The sequence below is a fragment of the Paraburkholderia rhynchosiae genome (assembly GCF_002879865.1).
GTDB classification, from domain to species: domain Bacteria; phylum Pseudomonadota; class Gammaproteobacteria; order Burkholderiales; family Burkholderiaceae; genus Paraburkholderia; species Paraburkholderia rhynchosiae.
Genome location: NZ_PNXY01000006.1, coordinates 303,082 through 324,364 on the forward strand (window position 1 = coordinate 303,082; position 21,283 = coordinate 324,364).

At 63.0% G+C, this 21,283-nt stretch carries 18 protein-coding genes and 1 tRNA gene; 5 read left to right on the forward strand and 14 right to left on the reverse strand.

Translation table 11 applies throughout. The features are described 5' to 3' along the window. Positions 1 to 33 precede the first annotated feature (33 nt). Positions 34 to 2,442 (forward strand): penicillin-binding protein 2, encoded by a 2,409-nt coding sequence (gene mrdA / locus C0Z16_RS11440; protein ID WP_102632242.1) that lies wholly within the window; start codon positions 34 to 36, stop codon positions 2,440 to 2,442. Positions 2,443 to 2,452: 10 nt separating this feature from the next. Further along, on the forward strand, positions 2,453 to 3,601 hold the full coding sequence (gene rodA, locus C0Z16_RS11445) for a rod shape-determining protein RodA (protein ID WP_102632243.1): 1,149 nt from the start codon (positions 2,453 to 2,455) through the stop codon (positions 3,599 to 3,601). Between the two features lie 100 nt (positions 3,602 to 3,701). Here rodA and C0Z16_RS11450 read toward each other — a convergent pair whose 3' ends face one another. The 14 genes from C0Z16_RS11450 to def all read right to left on the reverse strand — a co-directional run bounded on the left by C0Z16_RS11450 (position 3,702) and on the right by def (position 16,388). After that, positions 3,702 to 4,403, reverse strand: a complete 702-nt coding sequence (locus C0Z16_RS11450) for a tetratricopeptide repeat protein (protein ID WP_102632244.1) — start codon at positions 4,401 to 4,403, stop codon at positions 3,702 to 3,704. Beyond that, complete coding sequence (locus C0Z16_RS11455; RefSeq protein ID WP_102632245.1) at positions 4,400 to 5,182, reverse strand: HpcH/HpaI aldolase family protein; 783 nt, start codon at positions 5,180 to 5,182, stop codon at positions 4,400 to 4,402. The genes C0Z16_RS11450 and C0Z16_RS11455 overlap by 4 nt, the downstream gene beginning before the upstream one ends. A gap of 215 nt (positions 5,183 to 5,397) precedes the next feature. Continuing rightward, on the reverse strand, positions 5,398 to 5,841 hold the full coding sequence (gene queD, locus C0Z16_RS11460) for a 6-carboxytetrahydropterin synthase QueD (protein ID WP_102632310.1): 444 nt from the start codon (positions 5,839 to 5,841) through the stop codon (positions 5,398 to 5,400). Between the two features lie 9 nt (positions 5,842 to 5,850). Continuing rightward, positions 5,851 to 6,483, reverse strand: a complete 633-nt coding sequence (queE, locus tag C0Z16_RS11465; RefSeq protein WP_102632246.1) for a 7-carboxy-7-deazaguanine synthase — start codon at positions 6,481 to 6,483, stop codon at positions 5,851 to 5,853. Between the two features lie 82 nt (positions 6,484 to 6,565). Beyond that, on the reverse strand, positions 6,566 to 7,297 hold the full coding sequence (gene queC / locus C0Z16_RS11470; protein WP_102632247.1) for a 7-cyano-7-deazaguanine synthase QueC: 732 nt from the start codon (positions 7,295 to 7,297) through the stop codon (positions 6,566 to 6,568). A 372-nt stretch (positions 7,298 to 7,669) separates the two neighbouring features. Beyond that, positions 7,670 to 7,745: transfer RNA gene (locus C0Z16_RS11475), tRNA-Phe, on the reverse strand. A 95-nt stretch (positions 7,746 to 7,840) separates the two neighbouring features. After that, positions 7,841 to 8,533, reverse strand: a complete 693-nt coding sequence (esaR, locus tag C0Z16_RS11480; protein WP_102632248.1) for a response regulator transcription factor EsaR — start codon at positions 8,531 to 8,533, stop codon at positions 7,841 to 7,843. Further along, the gene (locus tag C0Z16_RS11485) at positions 8,534 to 10,948 is read right to left on the reverse strand and encodes a sensor histidine kinase (protein ID WP_102632249.1); all 2,415 of its coding nucleotides are present in this window, start codon (positions 10,946 to 10,948) and stop codon (positions 8,534 to 8,536) included. Then, positions 10,938 to 11,537 (reverse strand): DUF4390 domain-containing protein, encoded by a 600-nt coding sequence (locus C0Z16_RS11490; protein WP_102632250.1) that lies wholly within the window; start codon positions 11,535 to 11,537, stop codon positions 10,938 to 10,940. Before C0Z16_RS11490 ends, C0Z16_RS11485 begins: the two co-directional genes overlap by 11 nt. Then, the gene (rsmB, locus tag C0Z16_RS11495; RefSeq protein ID WP_102632251.1) at positions 11,534 to 12,973 is read right to left on the reverse strand and encodes a 16S rRNA (cytosine(967)-C(5))-methyltransferase RsmB; all 1,440 of its coding nucleotides are present in this window, start codon (positions 12,971 to 12,973) and stop codon (positions 11,534 to 11,536) included. Before rsmB ends, C0Z16_RS11490 begins: the two co-directional genes overlap by 4 nt. 170 nt (positions 12,974 to 13,143) lie before the next feature. Next, a complete protein-coding gene (gene htpX, locus C0Z16_RS11500; protein WP_102632252.1) occupies positions 13,144 to 14,001 on the reverse strand; it encodes a zinc metalloprotease HtpX in 858 nt (285 codons plus the stop codon). Between the two features lie 104 nt (positions 14,002 to 14,105). After that, complete coding sequence (locus C0Z16_RS11505; RefSeq protein WP_102632253.1) at positions 14,106 to 14,747, reverse strand: LysE family translocator; 642 nt, start codon at positions 14,745 to 14,747, stop codon at positions 14,106 to 14,108. Between the two features lie 113 nt (positions 14,748 to 14,860). Then, a complete protein-coding gene (fmt, locus tag C0Z16_RS11510) occupies positions 14,861 to 15,847 on the reverse strand; it encodes a methionyl-tRNA formyltransferase (protein ID WP_102632254.1) in 987 nt (328 codons plus the stop codon). Between the two features lie 37 nt (positions 15,848 to 15,884). Then, entirely contained in the window at positions 15,885 to 16,388 is a 504-nt protein-coding gene (gene def, locus C0Z16_RS11515) for a peptide deformylase (RefSeq protein WP_102632311.1), read from the reverse strand. A 244-nt stretch (positions 16,389 to 16,632) separates the two neighbouring features. On the opposite strand from def, the gene dprA reads away from it, so the two are divergent. The 3 genes from dprA (at position 16,633) to C0Z16_RS11530 (ending at position 21,254) form a co-directional block, all read left to right on the forward strand. Next, the gene (gene dprA / locus C0Z16_RS11520) at positions 16,633 to 17,865 is read left to right on the forward strand and encodes a DNA-processing protein DprA (RefSeq protein WP_102632255.1); all 1,233 of its coding nucleotides are present in this window, start codon (positions 16,633 to 16,635) and stop codon (positions 17,863 to 17,865) included. Positions 17,866 to 17,951: 86 nt separating this feature from the next. Beyond that, the gene (locus C0Z16_RS11525) at positions 17,952 to 18,329 is read left to right on the forward strand and encodes a thioredoxin family protein (protein ID WP_102632256.1); all 378 of its coding nucleotides are present in this window, start codon (positions 17,952 to 17,954) and stop codon (positions 18,327 to 18,329) included. Positions 18,330 to 18,578: 249 nt separating this feature from the next. Then, positions 18,579 to 21,254, forward strand: coding sequence for a DNA topoisomerase III (locus tag C0Z16_RS11530; protein WP_102632257.1), 2,676 nt, complete (start codon positions 18,579 to 18,581; stop codon positions 21,252 to 21,254). Positions 21,255 to 21,283: the final 29 nt, after the last annotated feature.

The window sequence follows — 21,283 nt, forward strand, 5'->3', positions numbered from 1 at the left end:
TGATGGCCGTGACACGGCCTTTTGCAGAATCGCATGACCGAATTCAAGGACACTCAGCAACAGCTCTCCAAGTTCCGCCTGCGGGTCGCGGCGGCGGGCCTGTTCGTGTTCGTCTGCTTCGGGCTGATCGGCTTCCGCTTCCTGTTCCTGCAAGTCTGGCACTACAGCAAATACTCGCTGCAGGCGGACGAAAACCGCATTTCCGTCGCGCCGATCGTGCCGAACCGCGGCATCATCACCGACCGTAACGGCGTGGTGCTGGCCAAGAACTACTCGGCCTACACGCTCGAAATCACGCCGTCGAAGCTGAACGACTCGCTCGAAAACGTCATCGACAGTCTGGCCACGGTCGTGTCGATCGACGCACGCGACCGCCGCCGTTTCAAGAAGCTGCAGGAAGACTCGAAAAACTTCGAGAGCCTACCGATCCGCACACGCCTGACCGACGACGAAGTCGCGCGCTTCACCGCGCAGCGCTTCCGTTTTCCCGGCGTGGAAGTGCGCGCGCGCCTGTTCCGCCAATATCCGCTCGGGCCGACGGCCGCGCACGTGATCGGTTACATTGGCCGGATTTCTCAGCGCGATCAGGATCGTATCGACGACGCCAGCGACCACAACGACAGCGATTCCGATCACTACGATCCGCGGCTCGATGCGAATAACTACAAGGGCACCGACTACATCGGCAAGATCGGCGTCGAGCAGAATTACGAGACGGAGCTGCACGGCCAGACCGGTTTCGAGGAAGTGGAAGTCACGGCCGGCGGCCGGCCCGTGCGCACGCTGTCGCGCACCCAGGCAACGCCCGGCAACAACCTCGTGCTGTCGCTGGATATCGGCTTGCAGCAGGTCGCCGAGCAGGCCTTCGCGGGCCGCCGCGGCGCGCTGGTCGCAATCGAGCCGGCCACCGGCGACGTGCTCGCGTTCGTATCTGCGCCGAGCTTCGATCCGAATTCGTTCGTCGACGGCATCGATCAGCAGACCTGGGACGAGCTCAACAACTCGCCCGACCACCCGCTGTTGAACCGTCCGCTGCACGGCACCTATCCGCCCGGTTCGACCTATAAGCCGTTCATGGCGCTCGCCGCGCTGACGCTGCACAAGCGCACACCGGGCTGGGGCTTCCAGGATCCGGGCTCCTACACGTTCGGCGGTCACACATTCCGCAACGACGTGCGCTCGGGCCAGGGCTGGGTCGACATGAACCGCGCGATCGTCGTGTCGAACGACACGTACTTCTACATGCTCGCGCACGATCTCGGCGTGAACGCCATCGCCGGCTTCATGAAGCCATGGGGCTTCGGGCAGATCACCGGTATCGACATTGCGGGCGAAGCGCGCGGCATCCTGCCGTCGACCGAATGGAAACGCAAGGCATACCGCAAGCCCGAGCAACAGCGTTGGTACGAAGGGGAAACGATCAGCCTGGGCATCGGTCAGGGCTACAACTCGTTCACGATTCTCCAGCTTGCGCACGCCACAGCCACGCTCGCGAACAACGGCGTAGTGATGAAGCCGCACCTCGTGCGCGACATCGAAAATCCGATCACGAAAGACACGCGCGCGGTCGTGCGCGACCCGAGCGACAAGATCCCCGTCAAGCAGTCAGACATAGACATCATCAAGCATGCGATGGAGGGCGTCGTCACCAACGGTACGGCGTCGAAAGTGTTCATCGGCGCACCGTATCAGGCGGCGGGCAAGACGGGCACGGCGCAGGTCTACTCGCTGCAGGGCGCGAACTACAAGGGCCACGCGATTGCGGAGCATCTGCGCGACCACGCGCTGTTCATCGCTTTCGCGCCGGTCGAGCAACCGAAGATTGCGCTGGCGCTGGTGGTCGAAAACGGCGGCTGGGGCGCGGAGGCTGCGGGACCGATCGCGCGCAAGGTTCTCGACTACTACCTCGTCGGCAAAAGCAAGCCGGGTGCCGAGGCGGCGGCTGTCGAGGCGGCGGCATCGGCGACACAGGATGCGTCCGCGCCGGAAGTCGGTGGCGCGCCGGAACCTCAGGAAGCAGGGCAACCAGTCAGGATCGCCGCGGGCTTTACCGCGTTGCCGATGCCTGGCGCGGCATCGGCAGCGGCAGCGGCGTCGGCTGCTGCGGCCGCCTCTGCGGCGAATGCGGCATCGGCGGCAGCGACATCATCGGGGGCGGCTTCGGCTCCCGCTACGGCAACATCGAAGTCGCCCGCATCCGCCACGCTGACGGCGGCAGCGCCAAAGCTGCCCGCATCGGCCACAGCGGCGATGGCCGCGTCAGCATCAAAAAATCCGACGACGCGCAAATCCGGCGCCCCGCGTCAGCCGCGACCGGCCAGCGAGCCGGCGCCAGGTGCCGCCGCACGCCCCGGAGGCAATTCCCCTCGGGAACCATCGCGCGACAACGGCCCTCAGGCCGCGTCGCCACGCCAGCCGGTTTCCGGCGGCATCGACGAGTAAGGAGAAAGGCATGCAATTCGACAAGCGCGCCTGGCTCGACCGCATCAAGCGGATGTTCGCGGGTTTCGACCGTCCGCTCGCGCTGATCGTGTTTCTGCTGCTGTGCGTGGGCATCGTCACGTTGTACAGCGCGAGTCTCGATGTGCCCGGCCGCGTGGAAGACCAGTTGCGCAACATCTTGCTGACGTTCGTGCTGATGTGGGCGCTCGCCAACGTCCCGCCTACCACGCTGATGCGCTTCGCAGTTCCGCTCTACACATTTGGGATCGCGTTGCTCGTGGCGGTCGCGCTATTCGGGCTCACGCGCAAGGGCGCGAAGCGCTGGATTAACGTGGGCGTGGTCATTCAGCCGTCGGAGATTCTGAAGATCGCCACGCCGCTGATGCTCGCCTGGTACTACCAGCGACGCGAAGGCGTAATGCGTTGGTACGACTACCTGGTCGGTCTGCTGATCCTCGCCGTGCCCGTCGGCCTGATCGCCAAACAGCCCGACCTCGGCACCGCCGTGCTGGTGTTCGCAGCCGGTCTCTTCGTGATCTACTTCGCGGGCTTGAGCTTTAAACTGATCGTGCCGGTGTTGATTGCCGGCGTGATCGCTGTCGGATCGGTCGCGGCCTTCCAGGACAAGATCTGCCAGCCGGAAGTGCAATGGCCGCTGATGCACGACTATCAGAAGCACCGCATCTGCACGCTGCTCGATCCGACTTCCGATCCGCTTGGCAAAGGCTTCCACACCATTCAGGCGGTGATCGCGATCGGCTCCGGCGGCCCGCTCGGCAAGGGTTGGCTGAAGGGCACGCAGGCGCATCTGGAGTTCATCCCCGAGAAGCACACCGACTTCATTTTCGCGGTGTTCTCCGAGGAATTCGGGCTTGCGGGTGGCGTCGTGCTGCTCACGCTCTACATGCTGCTGATCGCGCGCGGACTTTATATCGCGGCAAATGGCGCGACACTGTTCGGACGCTTGCTGGCCGGATCGTTGACGATGGCGTTCTTCACCTACGCGTTCGTCAATATCGGCATGGTGAGCGGAATCTTGCCAGTGGTCGGCGTGCCCCTGCCATTCATGAGTTATGGCGGCACGGCATTGACGACGCTCGGCGTGGCAATCGGCCTCATCATGAGCGTCGCGCGGCAGAAGCGGTTGATGCAGAGCTAGCTGCCGGGGCGGCAAGACAAGTGGCCAAAAAGCGGCAAACAAGCCGCACAGCAAGAACTGAAAAACAGATGGGGCGCATCGTTGAGTGCGCCCCTTTCGCTTACTGCGGCTTCACTTCCTTGTGATCCCGCAACTGCGTGCTGAGTTGCTGATACTTCAGCCGCGCCGCCGGATCGCCTTGCGCCGCCGCCGCGGCATAATAAGCCCGCGCTACGTTCAGATTCTTGTCGACGCCGTCGCCGCCGCGCTCGTAGAAAGAGCCGGTCACGTACTGCGCGGTCATGTCGCCGCCCTCCGCCGCCTTCTTGTACCAGACGAACGCCTGCTTGTTGTCGCGATCGGTGCCGCGGCCATCGAGGAACTGATTCGCCAGCGCGAGTTCCGCCTGCACGTGTCCCTGCTGCGCGGCCTTCAGAAACCAGCGGTGTGCCTCGACCGGATCGCGCCCGACAAACTCGCCATCGTCGTACATCTTGCCGTACACATATTGCGCGTGCGACATGTTGGCGTCGGCGGCCTTGCGCAGCCATTTCTTGCCTTCGTCGACGTTGACCGCGGTGCCTTCGCCGTTGAGCAGCATCATCGCGTAATTGAACTGTGCGAGCCGGCTGCCGCGCTCGGCGGCCTTACGGAATTCGGCAAGCGCCGCGCTCAGATTGCCGGCGTTGTAATCGGCAACCGCGCTTTGCGTCTCGGGATCGTTCGGCTTTGCGAGGCGGTCCTGCGCATGCGCTGCCGCACCCGTCATCAACGTAGCCGTAACCACCATGCGTGCGACGACGCCTTGCACCATCCACTTCATGACCTGACCTCCTGCAACGCCTGGCGGGTTGCGCGCAACATCCACATGACGTCGGCGGCCAGAGCGATAAAACGAAAACCGGCATCGCGATGCTGTTTTGCACTCGCGACGTCCATAGAAAAAATGCCGGCGGCAATGCCCGCCTTGTCCGCGGCGCTGACGATCCGCGCCATCGCCGCTTGAACATCGGCATGCTTCGAATCGCCGAGATGACCGAGGCTCGCGGCGAGATCGGCGGGTCCGACGAACAGGCAATCGACGCCCGGCGTCGCCGCGATTTTTTCGGCTTCGTCGAGGCCGCGCGCCGACTCGATCTGCACGATGGTCGAGATCTGCGCGTTGGCCGTTTGCACGTAGTCGCGCCGCATGCCGTACGCCGCGGCCCGAACAGCGCCGGCGACGCCGCGCAGACCATTGAGCGCCTCCGTGCTCGGATATTGCGTGAGGCGCACCGCGTGGGCCGCTTCTTCCGCGGATTCGATGTTCGGGAACATCAGCGTGCGCGCGCCGGCGTCCATCACACGCTTGACCAGCCAGGCCTCGCTCGCCGGCAAGCGCACCACGGGTTCGCTCGGCAGGTGCGCGGCGGCAATCGCGCGCAATTGCGAGGTGACGTCGCCGCTGTCGTTAGGCGCGTGTTCCATGTCGATCAGCAGCCAGTCGAAGCCGGCGTGCGCGAGCGCCTCCGCGGCGGCCTCGCTGCCGAGGGACAGCCATAGCCCGAACAACGGATCGGCTTCTTTCAGACGTTGCTTGAGGGGATTGGTAAAGGTGCTCATCGCCGGGGTCCTTGACGATGGCCAACTTCATTGCCTGACTGGCGGAAAAGCGTGCTTGTCAGGCGTGTCCGGCAAAGAGCCCGGCGCGGACGCTGACGGCCCGAGTGCCTGCTGCGATGCAATGCGGTGACCGACATGTCTCGCTCCGTGTGGTTATCGGAGCGATCATACCGTGACAATAACGCGACGGTTGTACCGCGTAACGAGCCTGAGCTTTAGTCGCGGACCACGTCGGCCCAGCAATTCGGCGTCTCGTACAGACGCACCTTGTAGAGGCGCAGATTCACGCCATAGTGCGCGTCATAAACGTTCGCGAGGATGTCGAACGCGACAGCCGCGAGGTTCTCCACGGTCGGAATACGGTCGAGCACCACAGTCTTGTGGCCCTCCATCGTTTCAAGGAAGCCGCGCACTTGCGTGTCGCCTTCATAAACGAGGAACGCGTGATCCCACTTGTCGACGAGATGCTCGACGGCGAGCGACTTCACGTCGGCGAAATCCATCACCATGCCGCGGTCGGGCGCGCCTTCCGTGTCGACCAGATCGCCTTGCAGCGTGATTTCGAGCACATAGCGATGGCCGTGCAGGTTACGACACTGGCTGCGGTGATCGGGGATGCGGTGACCCGCGTCGAATTCGAGTTTTCGTGTAATCGTCAGCACGGCAAATCAGGGAATGTTCAGATACTTGTGGGTCTGCATCGACAGGCGCCATTGCGGATGGCGTTTGCACCAGTCGATCGCGAGCTTGGTGTTGATGTCGCGCGACGGGCCGTCCATTGGCTGGACGAGGAAATATTCGAAGTCGAGCTTCGCATAGTCGGACAGACGCTGGTTGTCCTGCGGAATCACGACCTTCAGTTCATTGCCTTTCGTGACGACGAGCGGCGCGTCGGCTTTGGGGCTCACGCAAATCCAGTCGATGGTCTCGAGCACCGGCAAAGAACCGTTGGTTTCAATGGCGATTTCGAAGCCGGCCGCGTGCAGCGCGTCGACCAACGGCTGGTCGATCTGCAGCATCGGCTCGCCGCCCGTACACACGACAAAGCGCTGGCCCTCGCCTTCGGGCCATTGCGACGCGATCATTTGCGCGAGGTCTTCGGCCGTGCGGTACTTGCCGCCGTTCTCGCCGTCCGTCCCGACAAAATCCGTATCGCAGAAACGGCATACGGCTTCGGCGCGATCGTCTTCGCGGCCCGACCACAGATTGCAGCCGGCGAAGCGGCAAAAGACGGCCGGGCGTCCGGCGTTCGCGCCCTCGCCCTGCAACGTGTAGAAGATTTCCTTGACCGCGTACGTCATGCTGCTTTCTGCCCTGATTTGTACCTTAGGTACTTTGTGTACCTACAAATGATTGCTGGTGCCCCGCTGCTGCGTGGTTTTCTCAGACCGGCTCGGTTACCTTTTGACCGGTCAGATAGGCTTCATAACCACGCTTGCGCAAGCGGCAGGCCGGGCATTCGCCACACCCGAAGCCCCATGCATGCAATTCCGCGCGCTCGCCGACATAGCAGGTGTGCGTTTCGACGCGCACCAGTTCGACCAGTTCGTCGCCGCCCAGCTCATGCGCAAGGCGCCACGTGTCCGCCTTGTCGAGCCACATGAGCGGCGTTTCAAGCAGGAAGCGCGAGTCCATGCCGAGATTCAACGCGACCTGCAACGCCTTCATGGTGTCGTCGCGGCAATCGGGATAGCCCGAGAAATCCGTCTCGCACATTCCGCCGACCAGCACCTGCAGACCACGCCGGTAAGCAATGGCCGCCGCGATGGTCATGAACATCAGATTGCGACCCGGCACGAACGTATTCGGCAAACCGTTGGCCGTAGCCTCGATCTCGATTTCGCGCGTCATCGCGGTTTCGCTGATCCCGCCGAGCACGGACAGATCGATCATATGATCGTCGCCAAGACGCTCGCCCCATGCGGGGAAGGTACGCGCTACCGCGGTGCGAAAGCCTTCGCGGCATTCGAGTTCGACGCGGTGCCGCTGGCCATAATCGAAGCCGAGCGTCTCGACCGTTTCATAACGTTCAAGTGCCCATGCGAGGCACGTGGCGGAATCCTGGCCGCCGGAAAACAGCACCAGAGCGCTACGTTTAGCGTCTTTGCGGATCACCGTGAAACTCCGTGAATTTGAGTGCCACGTCGCGCTGCGCGAGGTGCGCCATGCAAGCAACGCGGCGCGACGCGTGCCGGCACTGTTGCCGGCCCAAAGCAGTATAGGCCGCGCCTTCCGCCTACGAAGTCGCTGGGCGCTTATACCGTTAATCGTCGGGCGAGGGGTTCGGTGCGGATCGCCGCTTGACCCCGCGTCACTCGGCGGGCCACGCGTTCGCATGCAAGTCCTTGAACTGGCGCGATTTTATCACGCGACGCCGAACCTCGCCGGACGCCCACCCAAGTGCACCACACGCATACGCGCAAGCAACGAATACCCACCGCAAAAGGAAAAGCCCCAGGAATCTTGCGATTTCCTGGGGCTAAATCCTGGTGGCCTGGGACGGAATCGAACCATCGACACGCGGATTTTCAATCCGCTGCTCTACCAACTGAGCTACCGGGCCAACGAAGAACGAAATGATATCAAAGGGTCATCAACTGGGCAAGCCCCTTCCCGAAAAAATCCGTCGAGGTGAAATCCGCGCACGTGATGCAGTGCTCACTCGCCTTTGTTCTTCCCGAGATCGACGCCGAGCTGCTTGAGCTTGCGATACAAATGCGTGCGCTCCAGTCCGGTTTTTTCCGCGACGCGCGTCATGCTGCCGTTCTCGCGCGCGAGGTGATATTCGAAGTACGCGCGCTCGAATGCATCGCGCGCATCGCGCAGCGGAATATCGAACGAGATCGATGCCGTTTGCGCTGCGAGAACACCGCTACCGCCCATGCCGTCGGCCGACAGCATCGGCAATGCCGCCGCGGAAGCCACCGTCGAAGAACTCATCGGCGACGGCGATTTCACCGCCGTGCCACCCGACGCAACCGCCGCGGTGCCGCGCGCGAGACCTTGCTCGACGGCCTTCAGCAGCTTCTGCAACGCAATCGGTTTCTCGAGAAAATTCAGCGCGCCGATCTTCGTCGCTTCGACTGCCGTGTCGATCGTCGCGTGACCGGACATCATGATTACCGGCATGGTGAGCTGCCCTTGCGCAGCCCATTCCTTAAGCAACGTGACGCCGTCGGTATCGGGCATCCAGATGTCGAGCAGCACTAGGTCCGGCGCCTGACGCAAACGGAATTCGCGCGCCTGTTGCGCGTTTTCCGCCGCCTCCACGACATGCCCCTCGTCGCTCAGGATCTCCGAGAGCAATTCCCGGATGCCCATTTCATCATCTACCACCAGGATGGTTGCCATTTACGCTGCCCTTGTCTGCACTGTTGCTTTTGTCTTTCCCTGCGACGTACCGCCGTGCGCAGGACGCGGTCCCGTTTCCGGAGCCGCGGCGTCGTCTGCCAGTTGAAGGAAGAGAATCGAAATCTGCGCGCCTTCGATCACATCGCCCGCTTTCATGCGATTGCGAATGTCGATGCGCGCACCGTGTTCGTCGACGATCTTCTTGACCATCGCAAGACCCAGGCCCGTGCCTTTAGCCTTGGTCGTCACGTAAGGTTCGAATGCTCTTGTGAGGATACGCGTCGGGAAACCCGGTCCGTTATCCGACACTGTCAGACGTACCGCGACGCGTGCTTTGCCTTCTGCGTCGGGGTCTCCGTATTCTACTGTCCTCGTCTCCAGCAGCACACGCGGGCGCTCGAGTTCGGCCACCGCGTCTTGCGCATTTTGCAGCAGGTTGTGAATCACCTGGCGCAATTGTGTGGCGTCGCCGCGGATGGCGGGCAACTCGGATAGCTCGACCTGAATCGCGCCCTTGCCTTCCTCTATACCGTACAGCGTCAGCACTTCGCTCACGAGATCGTTCAATTGCAGATGCGCGAGCACCGCTGGAGGCGTGCGCGCGTAGTCGCGGAAATTGTCGACCATCTGCTTCATCGCGGCGACCTGGTTCACGATCGTGGTCGCGCCGCGCTTGAGCACATCCGCGTCCGACGGCGACAGCTTGTCGGCGAGCTTCATCTGCAAACGCTCGGCCGAAAGCTGGATCGGCGTGAGCGGATTCTTGATCTCATGCGCGAGCCGCCGCGCGACTTCGCCCCACGCGATAGAACGCTGCGCGGAAATGACGTCGGAGATGTCGTCGAAAACCACCACATAGCCGGACGTCTGCATGTCTTGCGCGTCGCGATCGGTCGCCGACACGAGGCGCGCGCCGCGCACGAGTAACGTGAGCGGCTCGCTTTCGCCCGCCACCTGAACAGAGAACTGTTGCTGCCAATGGCCGCCGTCGTCGTGACCGTCGCCGCTTGCCGCTTCCCGATCGGCAAACGCCTTGCGCACCATGCCGCCAAATTCGCTCAGTACGCCGATCTGTTCGAGCGCCGAACCGAGCACCTCCTGGAACTGCTGACGGAAGATCCGCTCGGCGCCGCGATTCGCGGTAGTGAGCCGGAACTGTCGGTCGAACACGAACACGCCCGCCGTCAGGTTCGCGAGAATACTTTCCAGATACGCCTTCGAATGCTCGAGCGCAATGCGATTGTTCTCGACCGCAGCGCGCGCTTCGGACAACTGCCGCGTCATCGCGTTGAACGACTGCGTGAGAAAGCCGAGTTCGTCGCGCGACTTGATTTCGCGTTTCGGCGTGTAGTCACCCTCGGTGATTTCCTTCGTGCCCTGCGCGAGCAGGAACAGCGGCCGCGCGAGCTGATTGCCGAGCGCAAGCGCCAGCATCATCGCGATGAAGGTCGCGAGAAACAGCGCGAGCGTCAGCGTGCCGATGTACATCTTGCGCAAACCGGTACGTCCGAGCGCTTTCTCCTGATACTCGCGATACGCGCGCTGCACGGCGTCGGCATTGCGCGCGAGCGATTGCGACACCGGCTGCGTGAGTTGCAGGAAACGCTCGGTGGGCTGCAGCAGCGCCGCGTTCGAATCGGGAATGCGCTGCACGACGCGCAGCCGCAGCGCGCCCTTGCTGCCATGCGCGTGAGGATCGCCGTCGACTTCGCCTTCGATCGCCGCATAGCCGCGTCCGCGCGCCTGGTCGATCATCAGCGGCGTGGGCAGGTCGTTCGGCATGAGCATCGCGTAATTGCCCGTTGCCTGCGCGACCACATGCATGTCCGGCGTCGCACCGGACATGCTGCGCGTGGGCTCGACGATCGTCGCATCCTGCACGCCGAACTGATCGCGCAGACGCAGCAGCGTGAGCGTGGTGCCGGCGGCATCCGCGCTCGCGAGCTGCTCAGACATCAGTCGGCCCTTGGTTTGCAGATCGGACAGCGACGCGTCGAGCATGCCGCGCCCAAGATTCAGCCCGGACGTGAGCGCGGTTTCGACATTCACGTCGAACCACGATTCAATACTGCGCGACACGAACTGATACGAGACCACATAGATAATGCCGCCCGGCACCACGCCGACCAGCGCCATGAAGAACGCAAGTTTCGCGAGAAGCCGCGTGCCGAACTTACCCTTTCGCAAGCGCGCAATGATGATGATGACGAGCGTCGCCACCACCAGCAGAAAGATCATCGCGACCACGAGGTTGGCGGCGTATAGCCACTGATAATAGCGGTCGAAGAATTCGGTATTCGCGCTTGCCGCGGCGAGCAGCACGAGCAGCAACACGGCCGTCACCGCGACCGTCGACACCAGCACGCGCACGACGATGCTGCTGACACTGGTGGCGGAGCGCACTTTATTTAGCACGTTCAGTCACCGTGAAGGTAAAACGCTTCCATTCGGAAGCGAGGTTCCAGTCGCGGTTGTTCACCGCGTCGATCTGGAACGGCTTGGGCATCAACGCGATGTCGAGTTGCATGCGCACCGACGCGTTATACGTCTCGCCGGCATGCACCTCATTGCGGTCGATCACATGCCACGACGTGACGTGCTTGATGACCGCGAGCGCATCTTTGAGCGTGGTGAAGCCAAGCTGCAAACCGCCGGACGACACGCTCGATACGCGATATTCCCGCGTGAGCGGCTGGAACGACAGGCGAATGCTCTGCGACACGTTGACCGGCTGCTCGTCGAACCAGTACCAGCGCGGCCGGCTCAATTCAAAGTCGGTTGTGAAGTAAAGCGGAATGCCTTTGTTGACCGCGTCTTCGAGATTGCTGTTCAACTCGAAGTCGAAACGCGCGTCGAGGCTCCAACCGGTATTGTCGGCTTGCAGCGAAGCGCGCTGCACGGCGATCGGGTCAGCGTGCGCCGCGCCAGGCGCGACAAGCCAGACGGCCAGCGCGATCCATAGCACGGCAGCGAGCCGAAGCGGGAAGAAGCGTTTGATGGTCACCGTTTCTGAAAGCGCGCGTAGAAAAATCCGTCGTGGTCTGAGTTCGCGCCGGCGCTGATGTCAGCGAATTCTCCGGCATGGGAACCGGCCGATGTGTCGGCGGGCGCGCGGGCGACTGAGGGTAAAAGTTGCCCCGGCGCGTCCAATCGTACCGCATCCTGATGCTTGTTTCCAAACCACTGCGCCTGCAACTCCCCTTCTTCCGGAAAGATCGAGCAGGTAACGTAGAGCAGTTCGCCGCCCGGCTTCACGAGCGGCCACAGCGCGTCGAGAATGCGCCGCTGTTCGTCGACGAGCGCAGGGATATCGGACGCGCGGCGCAACCAGCGAATGTCTGGATGACGCCGCACGATGCCCGACGCCGAGCACGGCACGTCGGCGAGAATGCGGTCGAATGGCTGGTCGATGTCGTCATGCCATTTCGACGGCGTGCCAGCGTCGCCGATGCGCACTTCCGCCTCGAGTTTGAGCCGCTGCAAATTTTCGCCGATGCGCCGCGCGCGCGACACGTCGCTTTCGAGCGCAATCAGTTGCAGGTTCGCCAGCTCCAGCAGATGCCCCGTCTTGCCACCCGGCGCCGCGCACGCGTCGAGCACGCGCATGCCGTCGCGCACGCCGAGCAGTTGCGCCGCGAGTTGCGCGCCGGCGTCCTGTACGGAGACCACGCCCTCGTTGAACCCGGGAATGCGGTCGACCGGCATCGGCGTGGCGAGCTTCACGGCGTAGTCGCCGGCTTTGCTGGCGGCAATGTGATGGTCCTCAAGAACCTGCAGATACGCTTCGACAGTCGAATGACGGGCGTTCACACGTAGCGTCAGTGGACCTTGCGTGTTGCCGGCCGCGAGCACGTCTTGCCATGCGTCGGGCCATGCGCGTCTTACCGCGTCGATCCACCATGACGGGTAGTTCCAGCGCGCGACTTCATCGGCCTGCGCCTCGCTCAGCAGCGCCGCGCGTTCACGCTGAAAGTTGCGCAGCACGGCGTTGACGAGACCCTTCGCGAACGAGAACTCGCGACGCGAGGAAATCGCGCTGACCGCCTGATCGACCACCGTGAAGGGCGTGTACGCGGCGCTGGCTTCGTCGTCGATCAAAAGCGCGAGCGCGCAGGCGAGCACATGGCCTACATGCGGTGGCGGCGCCTTCTTGACCAACCTCGCGATCAGCCATTCGGCTGTAGCGAGACGCCGCATTGTTCGATAGGCGATGTCCTGCACCGCGCCGCGCGCAGCGGCGGCGCTGCCCTCGGGCGCGGATACGAAAACGGATTGCAACGCAGCCGGCAAAGCCGCGCCGAGGCGCACGGCGCCAACCGCCTGCGCGGCGCAATCGAGCGCAAAGCCGAGCGATTCCGGCGCCAGATGCAATACGGACAAACGGGACTCGCGCGGACGCGCCGGCGGGGAAGCAGAACGCGAAGAAGACTTTGAGATCATGGGAAGGCAAAGGCAGGCCGCGCGGTGCGCGCGGCACATTGAGCACACATTGTAGCGTGGCGCGGCGTGCCGGCCGCCACCGCGCGTCGGCAGTCGGTGCGCGTGCGTTTGGCCAAATAGAAAAGGCGAGTACGCGGACTCGCCTTTCGTTATGCCGCTCGCATCGGTCGTTATTCGAAACGCCCTGTGCGGGCCATTTCCATCAAACGCGCGATGCGTTCTTCCGTGGCCGGGTGCGTTGAAAACAGATTCGCTATGCCGCCACCCGCGAGCGGATTCATGATCATCATCTGCGCGGTAGCCGGATGCTGCTCCGCGGTCGGAAACGGAATTCCGCTCGCATAACGATGAATCTTGTCGAGCGCCGACGCGAGCGCTTGCGGGTCGCCGGAAATCTGCGCGCCGCCACGGTCCGCTTCGAATTCACGCGCGCGAGAGATCGCCATCTGGATCAGCGCACCGGCGATAGGCGCAAGCAACGCGACCGCAATGCCGGCGATCGGGTTCGTAGGACGCCCGTTTTCGTCGCGGCTGCCAAAGAACATCGCGAAGTTCGCGAGCGCGGAAATCGCACCGGCCATGGTGGCCGAAATCGTCGAAATGAGAATGTCGCGGTGCTTCACGTGCGCCAGTTCGTGCGCCATCACGCCGCGCATTTCGCGCTCGGACAGCACGCGCAGAATGCCCGTGGTTGCGGCAACCGCTGCATGCTCGGGATTGCGGCCCGTAGCGAACGCATTCGGCGCGTCTTCGTTGATCAGATAGACGCGCGGCATCGGCAAGCCGGCGCGCGTGGAGAGTTCCTGCATCATCCGGTAGAACTGCGGCGCGCTGGTTTCGTCGACTTCCTGCGCGTTGTACATGCGCAGCACCATCTTGTCCGAGAACCAGTACGAAAAGAAATTCATACCGAGAGCGATGACGAGCGCGATCATCATGCCGCGCGACCCACCGATCATTCCGCCGATCACGATGAAAAGGGCCGTGATCGCGGCCATCAACATCGCGGTTTTGACCCAATTGAACATGTCTGCCACTCCTTGTCCTAGCGCGGGGTTCCTATCCGTGCCGCACGATTGCGGCGACTGATTGTAAGCGAAATGTTAGATATGGGCGCGCGCGGAAAATTCAATCATCTTGATGCGGTGGCGAGCTTGATTCCCAAGCCGACAAAGGCGCTGCCGACACCGCGGTCCAGCCACTTCTTCACCGACGGCTTGCCGGAGAAACGGCGCGTCACGCTGCCCGCAATCCACGCGACGAAGCTGTTCCACACCATGCTCATCGCAACGAATACGGCGCCGAGCGTGAGAAAGGCAAGCGCCTTGTGGTCGGTGGCGGCCGTGACGAACTGCGGGAAGAACGAGACGAAGAAAAGCACGACCTTCGGATTTAGCACATTTGTGCAGAAGCCTTGCAGGAAGAGCTGGCGAAACGATTTTGGGGTGCCGGCCGCGCGTGCTTCGCCGCGGGCTTCGTCGACGGCAGGTTTCGCGAAAATGAGCCGCACGCCCAGATAAATCAGATAAATCGCGCCGACGAACTTGATGACGGTGAACGCCGTGGCCGACGCGGCGAGCAGCGCCGTCAGGCCGAACGCGCAAGCCAGCGAATGAACGCAGCAGCCGGCCGAAATGCCGAGCGCGGACATGAGTCCCGCCCCACGGCCCTGCGCGACGCTGCGCCCGACGATATAAGCCGTATCTGGCCCCGGTGTGACGTTCAGCAGAAAAACCGCGACGACGAAAAGCTCGAAATGGGTGATGCCGAACATGGGAATCCTCGAAACCTGAGCCGTTGCATTAAAGATTCTAGCGCGCGGCGAGCGTGTGGCGGGGCGGTTGAACATCGGCCGAACGGACGATGCTCAACCGCCGCCGATCGATGCTACTTTGCTTCCGGAAGTTGGAAACGCTGCCCGGCAGCCAGCGCCGAGCCGGCCAGGAACTCGCGCACCGGCAGACGTTTCCCGCCGGGTTTCTGCAATTGCGTGAGACGCAGCGCGCCTTCGCCACAGGCCACCACAACACCCTCGGGTGAAACGCTGGTGATTGTGCCGGGCGCATCGCCGCCTCGCGTGGGTTCAGCCGCGGCCGCCCAGATCTTGACCGACGTGCCGTCTTCGAGCGTAGCCACGCCGCCAGGGAATGGATCGAACGCGCGTACCTGGCGGGCGAGGACTGCAGCCGGGCGACGCCAGTCGAGCGCGGCCTCGTGCTTGCCGATCTTTTCGGCGTAGGTCACGCCCTCGGCTGGTTGTGGCGTGGAGGCCAGCTTGCCGCTGCGCTCCAGTTCGACGAGCGCCTCGACGATCAGCCTCGCGCCGTCTTGCGCGAGGCGGTCGTGCAAGGTGGCCGTGGTGTCGTCGGCGGAAACGGGTGTGCGTATTCCGGAAATCATCGCGCCGGTGTCGAGGCCGGCATCCATTTGCATCAGCGTGATGCCGGTTTCGGCGTCGCCCGCTTCGATCGCGCGATGAATCGGCGCCGCGCCGCGCCAGCGCGGCAACAGCGAAGCATGAATATTGATGCAGCCGAGCGGCGCGATGTCGAGCACTTCCTGCGGCAGGATCAGGCCATAGGCGGCCACCACCATGACGTCGTGCGGCGTGGCGCGCAACTGGTCGATGGCGGCTGCCGCCTCGGCGGGATACTTGCCGGCGCGGCGCAGCGAAGTCGGCTGCGCGACGGCAAGTCCATGCTCTTCGGCGTAACGCTTGACGGGGCTCGCCTGCAGTTTCATGCCGCGCCCGGCGGGGCGGTCGGGCATTGTCAGCACGAGCGGTATCGGAAAGCCGGCGCCATGGATGGCGGCCAACGCAGCCGCGGCGAATTCCGGCGTACCGGCGAAGACAACTCGCAACGAATGGCTCATGAGCGGGGCAGGAAGCGGGGAGCGGAACGGGCGCGCATTACATCGCGTGGGCGAGTTTCTTCATCTTGCTCCTGATGCGCGTCTGCTTCAGCGGCGACAGATACTCGACGAACACGCGGCCCATCAGGTGATCCATCTCGTGCTGAATGCACACGGCGAGGAGCCCTTCGCAGTCCATTTCGAAGATCTCGCCCTTCTCGTTCAACGCCCGCACGCGCACTTTCTCGGCGCGCTCGACGTTGTCATAAATGCCGGGCACCGACAGGCAGCCTTCTTCCGACAACTTCTTGTGGTCGCTCGACCAGACGATTTCCGGGTTGATGAAGGCGAGCAGTTGATCGTGCGCGTCGGAGACGTCGATCACGATCACGCGCTCATGCACGTCCACCTGCGTTGCGGCGAGGCCAACGCCCGGCGCCGCGTACATCGTTTCGGCCATGTCTGCCACCAGGCGGCGGATACGGTCGTTGACCGCTTCCACCGGCTTCGCAACCTTATGCAGCCGTTTGTCCGGGTAATTGAGGATGTTCAGTAAAGCCATGATTTCGAGTGTGATTTTTCGGCGCCGCTGACCGTGGAACGGCATGCGTTGGCCATTCGGCCAGGTTGTCGGCCCGTCGTAATACGCACACGATAGATGGTATCGAACCGGTTCGATTCAACGCGCCACATGCGCCAGACGACGAGCCCGCGCGGGTGGGCGCGGCGCTGCAGTTATTTCGGATGATGAAAATTTTAGCATGGCGCCCGCCTGCCCGCTGGCCCTGTACGAGGATCGACCCGCAATGCACACCTTGCCCACAACCGACATTGAACTCGCCGCGTGGCTGCGGCTCTCTCTCGCGCCGGGCCTGAAACCCGCGGCGCTGCGCCATCTGCTGACTGGTTTCGGACTGCCAGAAGCAATACTTCAGCAGGAACATGAAACGCTTGCTGCCGTCGTCGGCGACGCTGCGGCGCGCGCCGTATTGGCTCCAACGGGGCCTGAGTTCGACGCGCAACTCGACGCGGTGATCGCGTGGCGGGCGCTGCCCGGCAACCAGGTCGTGACACTCGACGACCCTGCCTATCCGCCGGCGCTGCTCACCATGCCCGATCCGCCGCCGCTGCTATATATAAAGGGGCGGCTGGGCCTGTTGCACACGCCAGCCGTCGCGCTGGTGGGCAGCCGCAGCGCGACGCCGCAAGGCATCGACGATGCGGAGCGCTTTGCGCGGGCGCTTTCGGCGGCGGGCGTGACCGTCGTGTCGGGGCTCGCGCTGGGCATCGACGGAGCCGCGCATCGGGGCGCGGTGGAAGGCATCGGCAGCACTGTCGCCGTGATCGGCACCGGCGCCGATCTCGTCTATCCGGCGGCGCATCACGCGCTCGCACGGCAAATCGCGGTGCAAGGTGCGATTCTCTCCGAATGGCCGCTAGGCACGCCAGCGCGTGCCGCCAACTTCCCGCAGCGCAACCGGTTGATTGCGGGACTCGTGAGCGGCGTGCTGGTCGTCGAGGCGGCCATGCGCTCGGGTTCGCTAATCACGGCGCGCCTCGCCAACGAGATGGGCCGCGACATCTTTGCGTTGCCTGGTTCCATCCATGCGCCGTTGTCGCGCGGATGTCATCGCATGATCAAGCAAGGCGCAAAGCTCGTTGAAACGCCCGACGAAGTGCTGGAGGAGCTGCGTTTTGCGAAGCCCGCGCCCGTCGCTGCGGGCGTCCGCCGGGAAAAGGCGGGGACGCGGGCGTTTTCCACCGCGCCAGCCGGTTGCGCCGCGATGGAGTCGGCGGAGTGCGGAGAGCCGGAGCAAGCCGCGGTTCAGGCGTGCGCATCGAACGCTATTGACTCGTCCGACCCCGATGCGCAGCGGCTCCTCACCGCGCTGAGTTACGCCCCCACGACCCTTGAAATTCTTGCCACGCGCACCGAGATGGACTACGCCGTCCTGCAAACGACGCTGCTCCAACTGGAACTCGCCGGTCATGTCAACGCACTGCCCGGCGGCCGCTATGCGCGGGCAAGCCATGGCTGACCCGCATTGACGCAGCTCGACCACTCTCCGCGATCGGCCATGCTACATTCGCGCCAAGCATTCGACAAAGCACTTAAGGAACCACCATGCCCGCGCTGAACCTCGACACCGACCAGGACCGGATCGCCGAGCGTGTCAACGAACCCGACACGCTGTTCGTGGCCTGCCTGTGCGCGGAATGGTGCGGAACCTGTCGCGAGTATCGCGATGCGTTTGACAAGCTGGCCGAGCGGCACCCGGAAATCTGTTTCGCATGGATCGACATCGAGACGCACGCGGACCGCTTCGACGATCTGGACGTCGAGAATTTTCCGACCATCCTGATTGAAGACTCGGTAACGACACGATTCTTCGGCACCGTTTTGCCGCAGACAGCGATCGTCGAGCGGATGTTGTCGGACCTGACCGCTCTGCCCGGCGTGAGCGGCGCGCCCAAATTGCGGCCCGCGCTGACGGTCGCCTAAGGATTGCCTGACGGCCGTCTGAGCCCTTGCGGCACGGCGGTTGCGGCCGCCGCACAGCGCGTTTGCCGCAGCTTGCCCAATTGCTGAGCGCGCAATTATGACGGCGCGCTTTTATGGCACTTGAGACGCCGCTTTCACGCCGTGTGCTATAAAGCGGTCGTTAATGGGTCACAAGGTCGCAAACGAGGGTCGCGCCAATTGGGCGCGCTCAAGGCCACCAACCCGGATATACCAACCTCACATCGAGTCATGTCCAAAGCACTGATCATCGCCGAAAAGCCTTCCGTCGCGAACGACATCGCGCGCGCTTTGGGCGGTTTTACCAAGCATGACGAATACTACGAGAACGACGAATACGTCCTCTCTTCGGCAGTGGGTCACCTGCTGGAAATCGCCGCGCCCGAAGAATACGAGGTCAAACGCGGCAAGTGGAGTTTCGCCAATCTGCCCGTTATTCCGCCGCATTTCGATCTGAATCCGATCGCGAAGAGCGAGTCGCGCCTGAAGGTGCTGACCAGGTTGCTCAAGCGCAAGGATATCGACCGCCTCATCAACGCATGCGACGCGGGACGCGAAGGCGAGCTGATTTTTCGCCTGATCGCGCAGCATGCGAAAGCAAAGCAGCCGGTGCAACGCCTGTGGCTGCAATCCATGACGCCGGCCGCGATCCGCGACGGCTTCGCGCGTCTGCGCAGCGACGAGGAAATGCAACCGCTCGCCGACGCAGCACGCTGCCGCTCGGAAGCGGACTGGCTCGTCGGCATCAACGGCACGCGGGCGATGACCGCATTTAACAGCAAGGGCGGCGGCTTCTTCCTGACCACCGTCGGGCGAGTGCAAACGCCCACGCTGTCTATCGTGGTCGAACGCGAAGAGAAGATTCGCCGCTTCGTGCCGCGTGACTACTGGGAAGTGAAAGCGGAGTTCGTCTGCGCGGCCGGCTTCTACGAGGGCCGCTGGTTCGATCCGAAGTTCAAGCGAGACGAGTTCGACCCGGAGAAGCGGGACTCGCGTCTGTGGGCGTTGCCCGCAGCCGAGACGATCGTCGCCGCCTGCCGCGGCCAGATCGGCACGGTAAGCGAAGAATCGAAGCCCTCCACGCAACTCTCGCCGGCGCTCTTCGACCTCACGAGCTTGCAGCGCGAAGCGAACGGCCGCTTCGGCTTTTCGGCCAAGAATACGTTGGGGCTCGCCCAGGCGCTGTACGAAAAGCACAAGGTGCTGACCTATCCGCGGACCGACGCTCGCGCGTTGCCCGAAGACTATATGGATACGGTCAAGCAGACGCTCGGCATGCTCAAGGAGAGCAACAACTATCTGCCGTTTGCCAAGCAGGTGCTCGATAAGGGCTGGGTGAAGCCGAATAAGCGCATCTTCGATAATTCGAAGATCAGCGACCACTTCGCAATCATCCCGACGCTGCAAGCACCGAAGAATCTGTCGGAGCCAGAACAAAAGCTTTACGACCTCGTGGTGAAGCGCTTCCTCTCGGTGTTCTTTCCGGCGGCCGAATTCCGGGTCACGACGCGCATCACGGAAGTGGTCGGCCATCACTTCAAGACTGAAGGTAAGGTGCTGGTCGAACCCGGCTGGTTACAGATCTATGGCCGCGAAATCAGCGGTGAAGACGCCAACCTCGTGCCGGTGCAGAAGGACGAGAAGGTCAAGACCGACAAGATCGCCGCCCAGCAACTGGTGACGAAGCCGCCGGCGCGCTACAACGAAGCCACGTTGCTGTCCGCCATGGAAGGCGCGGGCAAGCTCGTGGAAGACGACGAACTGCGTGAGGCGATGGCCGCGAAGGGTCTCGGTACGCCAGCCACGCGCGCCGCCATCATCGAAGGTCTGCTGGGCGAAAAGTATCTGATTCGCGAAGGCCGCGATCTGATTCCGACCGCGAAGGCATTCCAGTTGATGACACTGCTGCGCGGGCTCGGCGTGAAGGAATTGACCGCGCCAGAACTCACCGGCGAGTGGGAGTACAAGCTCTCGCAAATGGAACGAGGCAATCTGCCGCGCGACGCGTTCATGCAGGAAATTGCCCGCATGACGCAGACCATCGTCAAGCGCGCGAAGGAATACGATTCCGACACGATCCCGGGCGATTACGCGACGTTGCAGACGCCGTGTCCGAATTGCGGTGGCCAGGTGAAGGAGAATTACCGTCGCTTTGCCTGCGCGAAGTGCGAGTTCTCGATTTCGAAGATTCCGGGCGGCCGGCAATTTGAGATCGAGGAGGTCGAGGAATTGCTGAAGAACAAGACGATCGGGCCGCTGTCGGGTTTCCGCAGCAAGATGGGCCGTCCGTTCTCGGCGATCCTCAAGCTTTCGCTCGACGATGAAATCAAGAACTACAAGCTCGAGTTCGACTTCGGTCAGGACGCGGGCGGTGAAGACGGCGAACCGCCTGATTTCTCCGATCAGGAGTCGGTGGGCGCATGTCCCAAGTGCAAAGGCCGCGTGTTCGAACACGGCATGAGCTACGTCTGCGAGAACTCGGTCGCGAGTCCGAAGACGTGCGACTTCCGCTCCGGCAAGGTGATCCTGCAGCAGGAAATCGCCCGTGAGCAGATGGCAAAGCTGCTCGAAGAAGGACGCACCGACCTGCTGACGAACTTCAAGTCGTCGCGGACCGGCCGCAACTTCAAGGCGTTCCTCGTCAAGCAGAACGACGGCAAGATCGGCTTCGAATTCGAGAAGAAAGAGCCGTCGGCCAAGACTGCCGCGAAAACAGCAGCGGCGGCGGCGAAGTCCGCTGCGAAGGCAGGGTCGGAATTCGAGTCGGACGAAGATGAAGCGGCGGTCGCGGTGAAGGCAACACCGGCGGCCAAAAAGGCCGCGGCCAAGAAAGCGCCTGCGACCAAAACCGCTGCGGCCAAGAAAGCGGCTGCCAAAAAAGCGGTAGCACGCAAAACGGGCTCTTGACCGAGCGGGCAGGCGGCGACGTGCCGGCA

Bases quoted from the DNA above. Each gene is read 5' to 3' on its own strand.
- mrdA (WP_102632242.1), top strand. From the start codon at position 34: ATGACCGAATTCAAGGACACTCAGCAACAGCTCTCCAAGTTCCGCCTG.
- rodA (WP_102632243.1), top strand. From the start codon at position 2,453: ATGCAATTCGACAAGCGCGCCTGGCTCGACCGCATCAAGCGGATGTTC.
- C0Z16_RS11450 (WP_102632244.1), bottom strand. From the start codon at position 4,403: ATGAAGTGGATGGTGCAAGGCGTCGTCGCACGCATGGTGGTTACGGCT.
- C0Z16_RS11455 (WP_102632245.1), bottom strand. From the start codon at position 5,182: ATGAGCACCTTTACCAATCCCCTCAAGCAACGTCTGAAAGAAGCCGAT.
- queE (WP_102632246.1), bottom strand. From the start codon at position 6,483: ATGACGTACGCGGTCAAGGAAATCTTCTACACGTTGCAGGGCGAGGGC.
- esaR (WP_102632248.1), bottom strand. From the start codon at position 8,533: ATGGCAACCATCCTGGTGGTAGATGATGAAATGGGCATCCGGGAATTG.
- rsmB (WP_102632251.1), bottom strand. From the start codon at position 12,973: ATGATCTCAAAGTCTTCTTCGCGTTCTGCTTCCCCGCCGGCGCGTCCG.
- htpX (WP_102632252.1), bottom strand. From the start codon at position 14,001: ATGTTCAATTGGGTCAAAACCGCGATGTTGATGGCCGCGATCACGGCC.
- C0Z16_RS11505 (WP_102632253.1), bottom strand. From the start codon at position 14,747: ATGTTCGGCATCACCCATTTCGAGCTTTTCGTCGTCGCGGTTTTTCTG.
- fmt (WP_102632254.1), bottom strand. From the start codon at position 15,847: ATGAGCCATTCGTTGCGAGTTGTCTTCGCCGGTACGCCGGAATTCGCC.
- def (WP_102632311.1), bottom strand. From the start codon at position 16,388: ATGGCTTTACTGAACATCCTCAATTACCCGGACAAACGGCTGCATAAG.
- dprA (WP_102632255.1), top strand. From the start codon at position 16,633: ATGCACACCTTGCCCACAACCGACATTGAACTCGCCGCGTGGCTGCGG.
- C0Z16_RS11525 (WP_102632256.1), top strand. From the start codon at position 17,952: ATGCCCGCGCTGAACCTCGACACCGACCAGGACCGGATCGCCGAGCGT.
- C0Z16_RS11530 (WP_102632257.1), top strand. From the start codon at position 18,579: ATGTCCAAAGCACTGATCATCGCCGAAAAGCCTTCCGTCGCGAACGAC.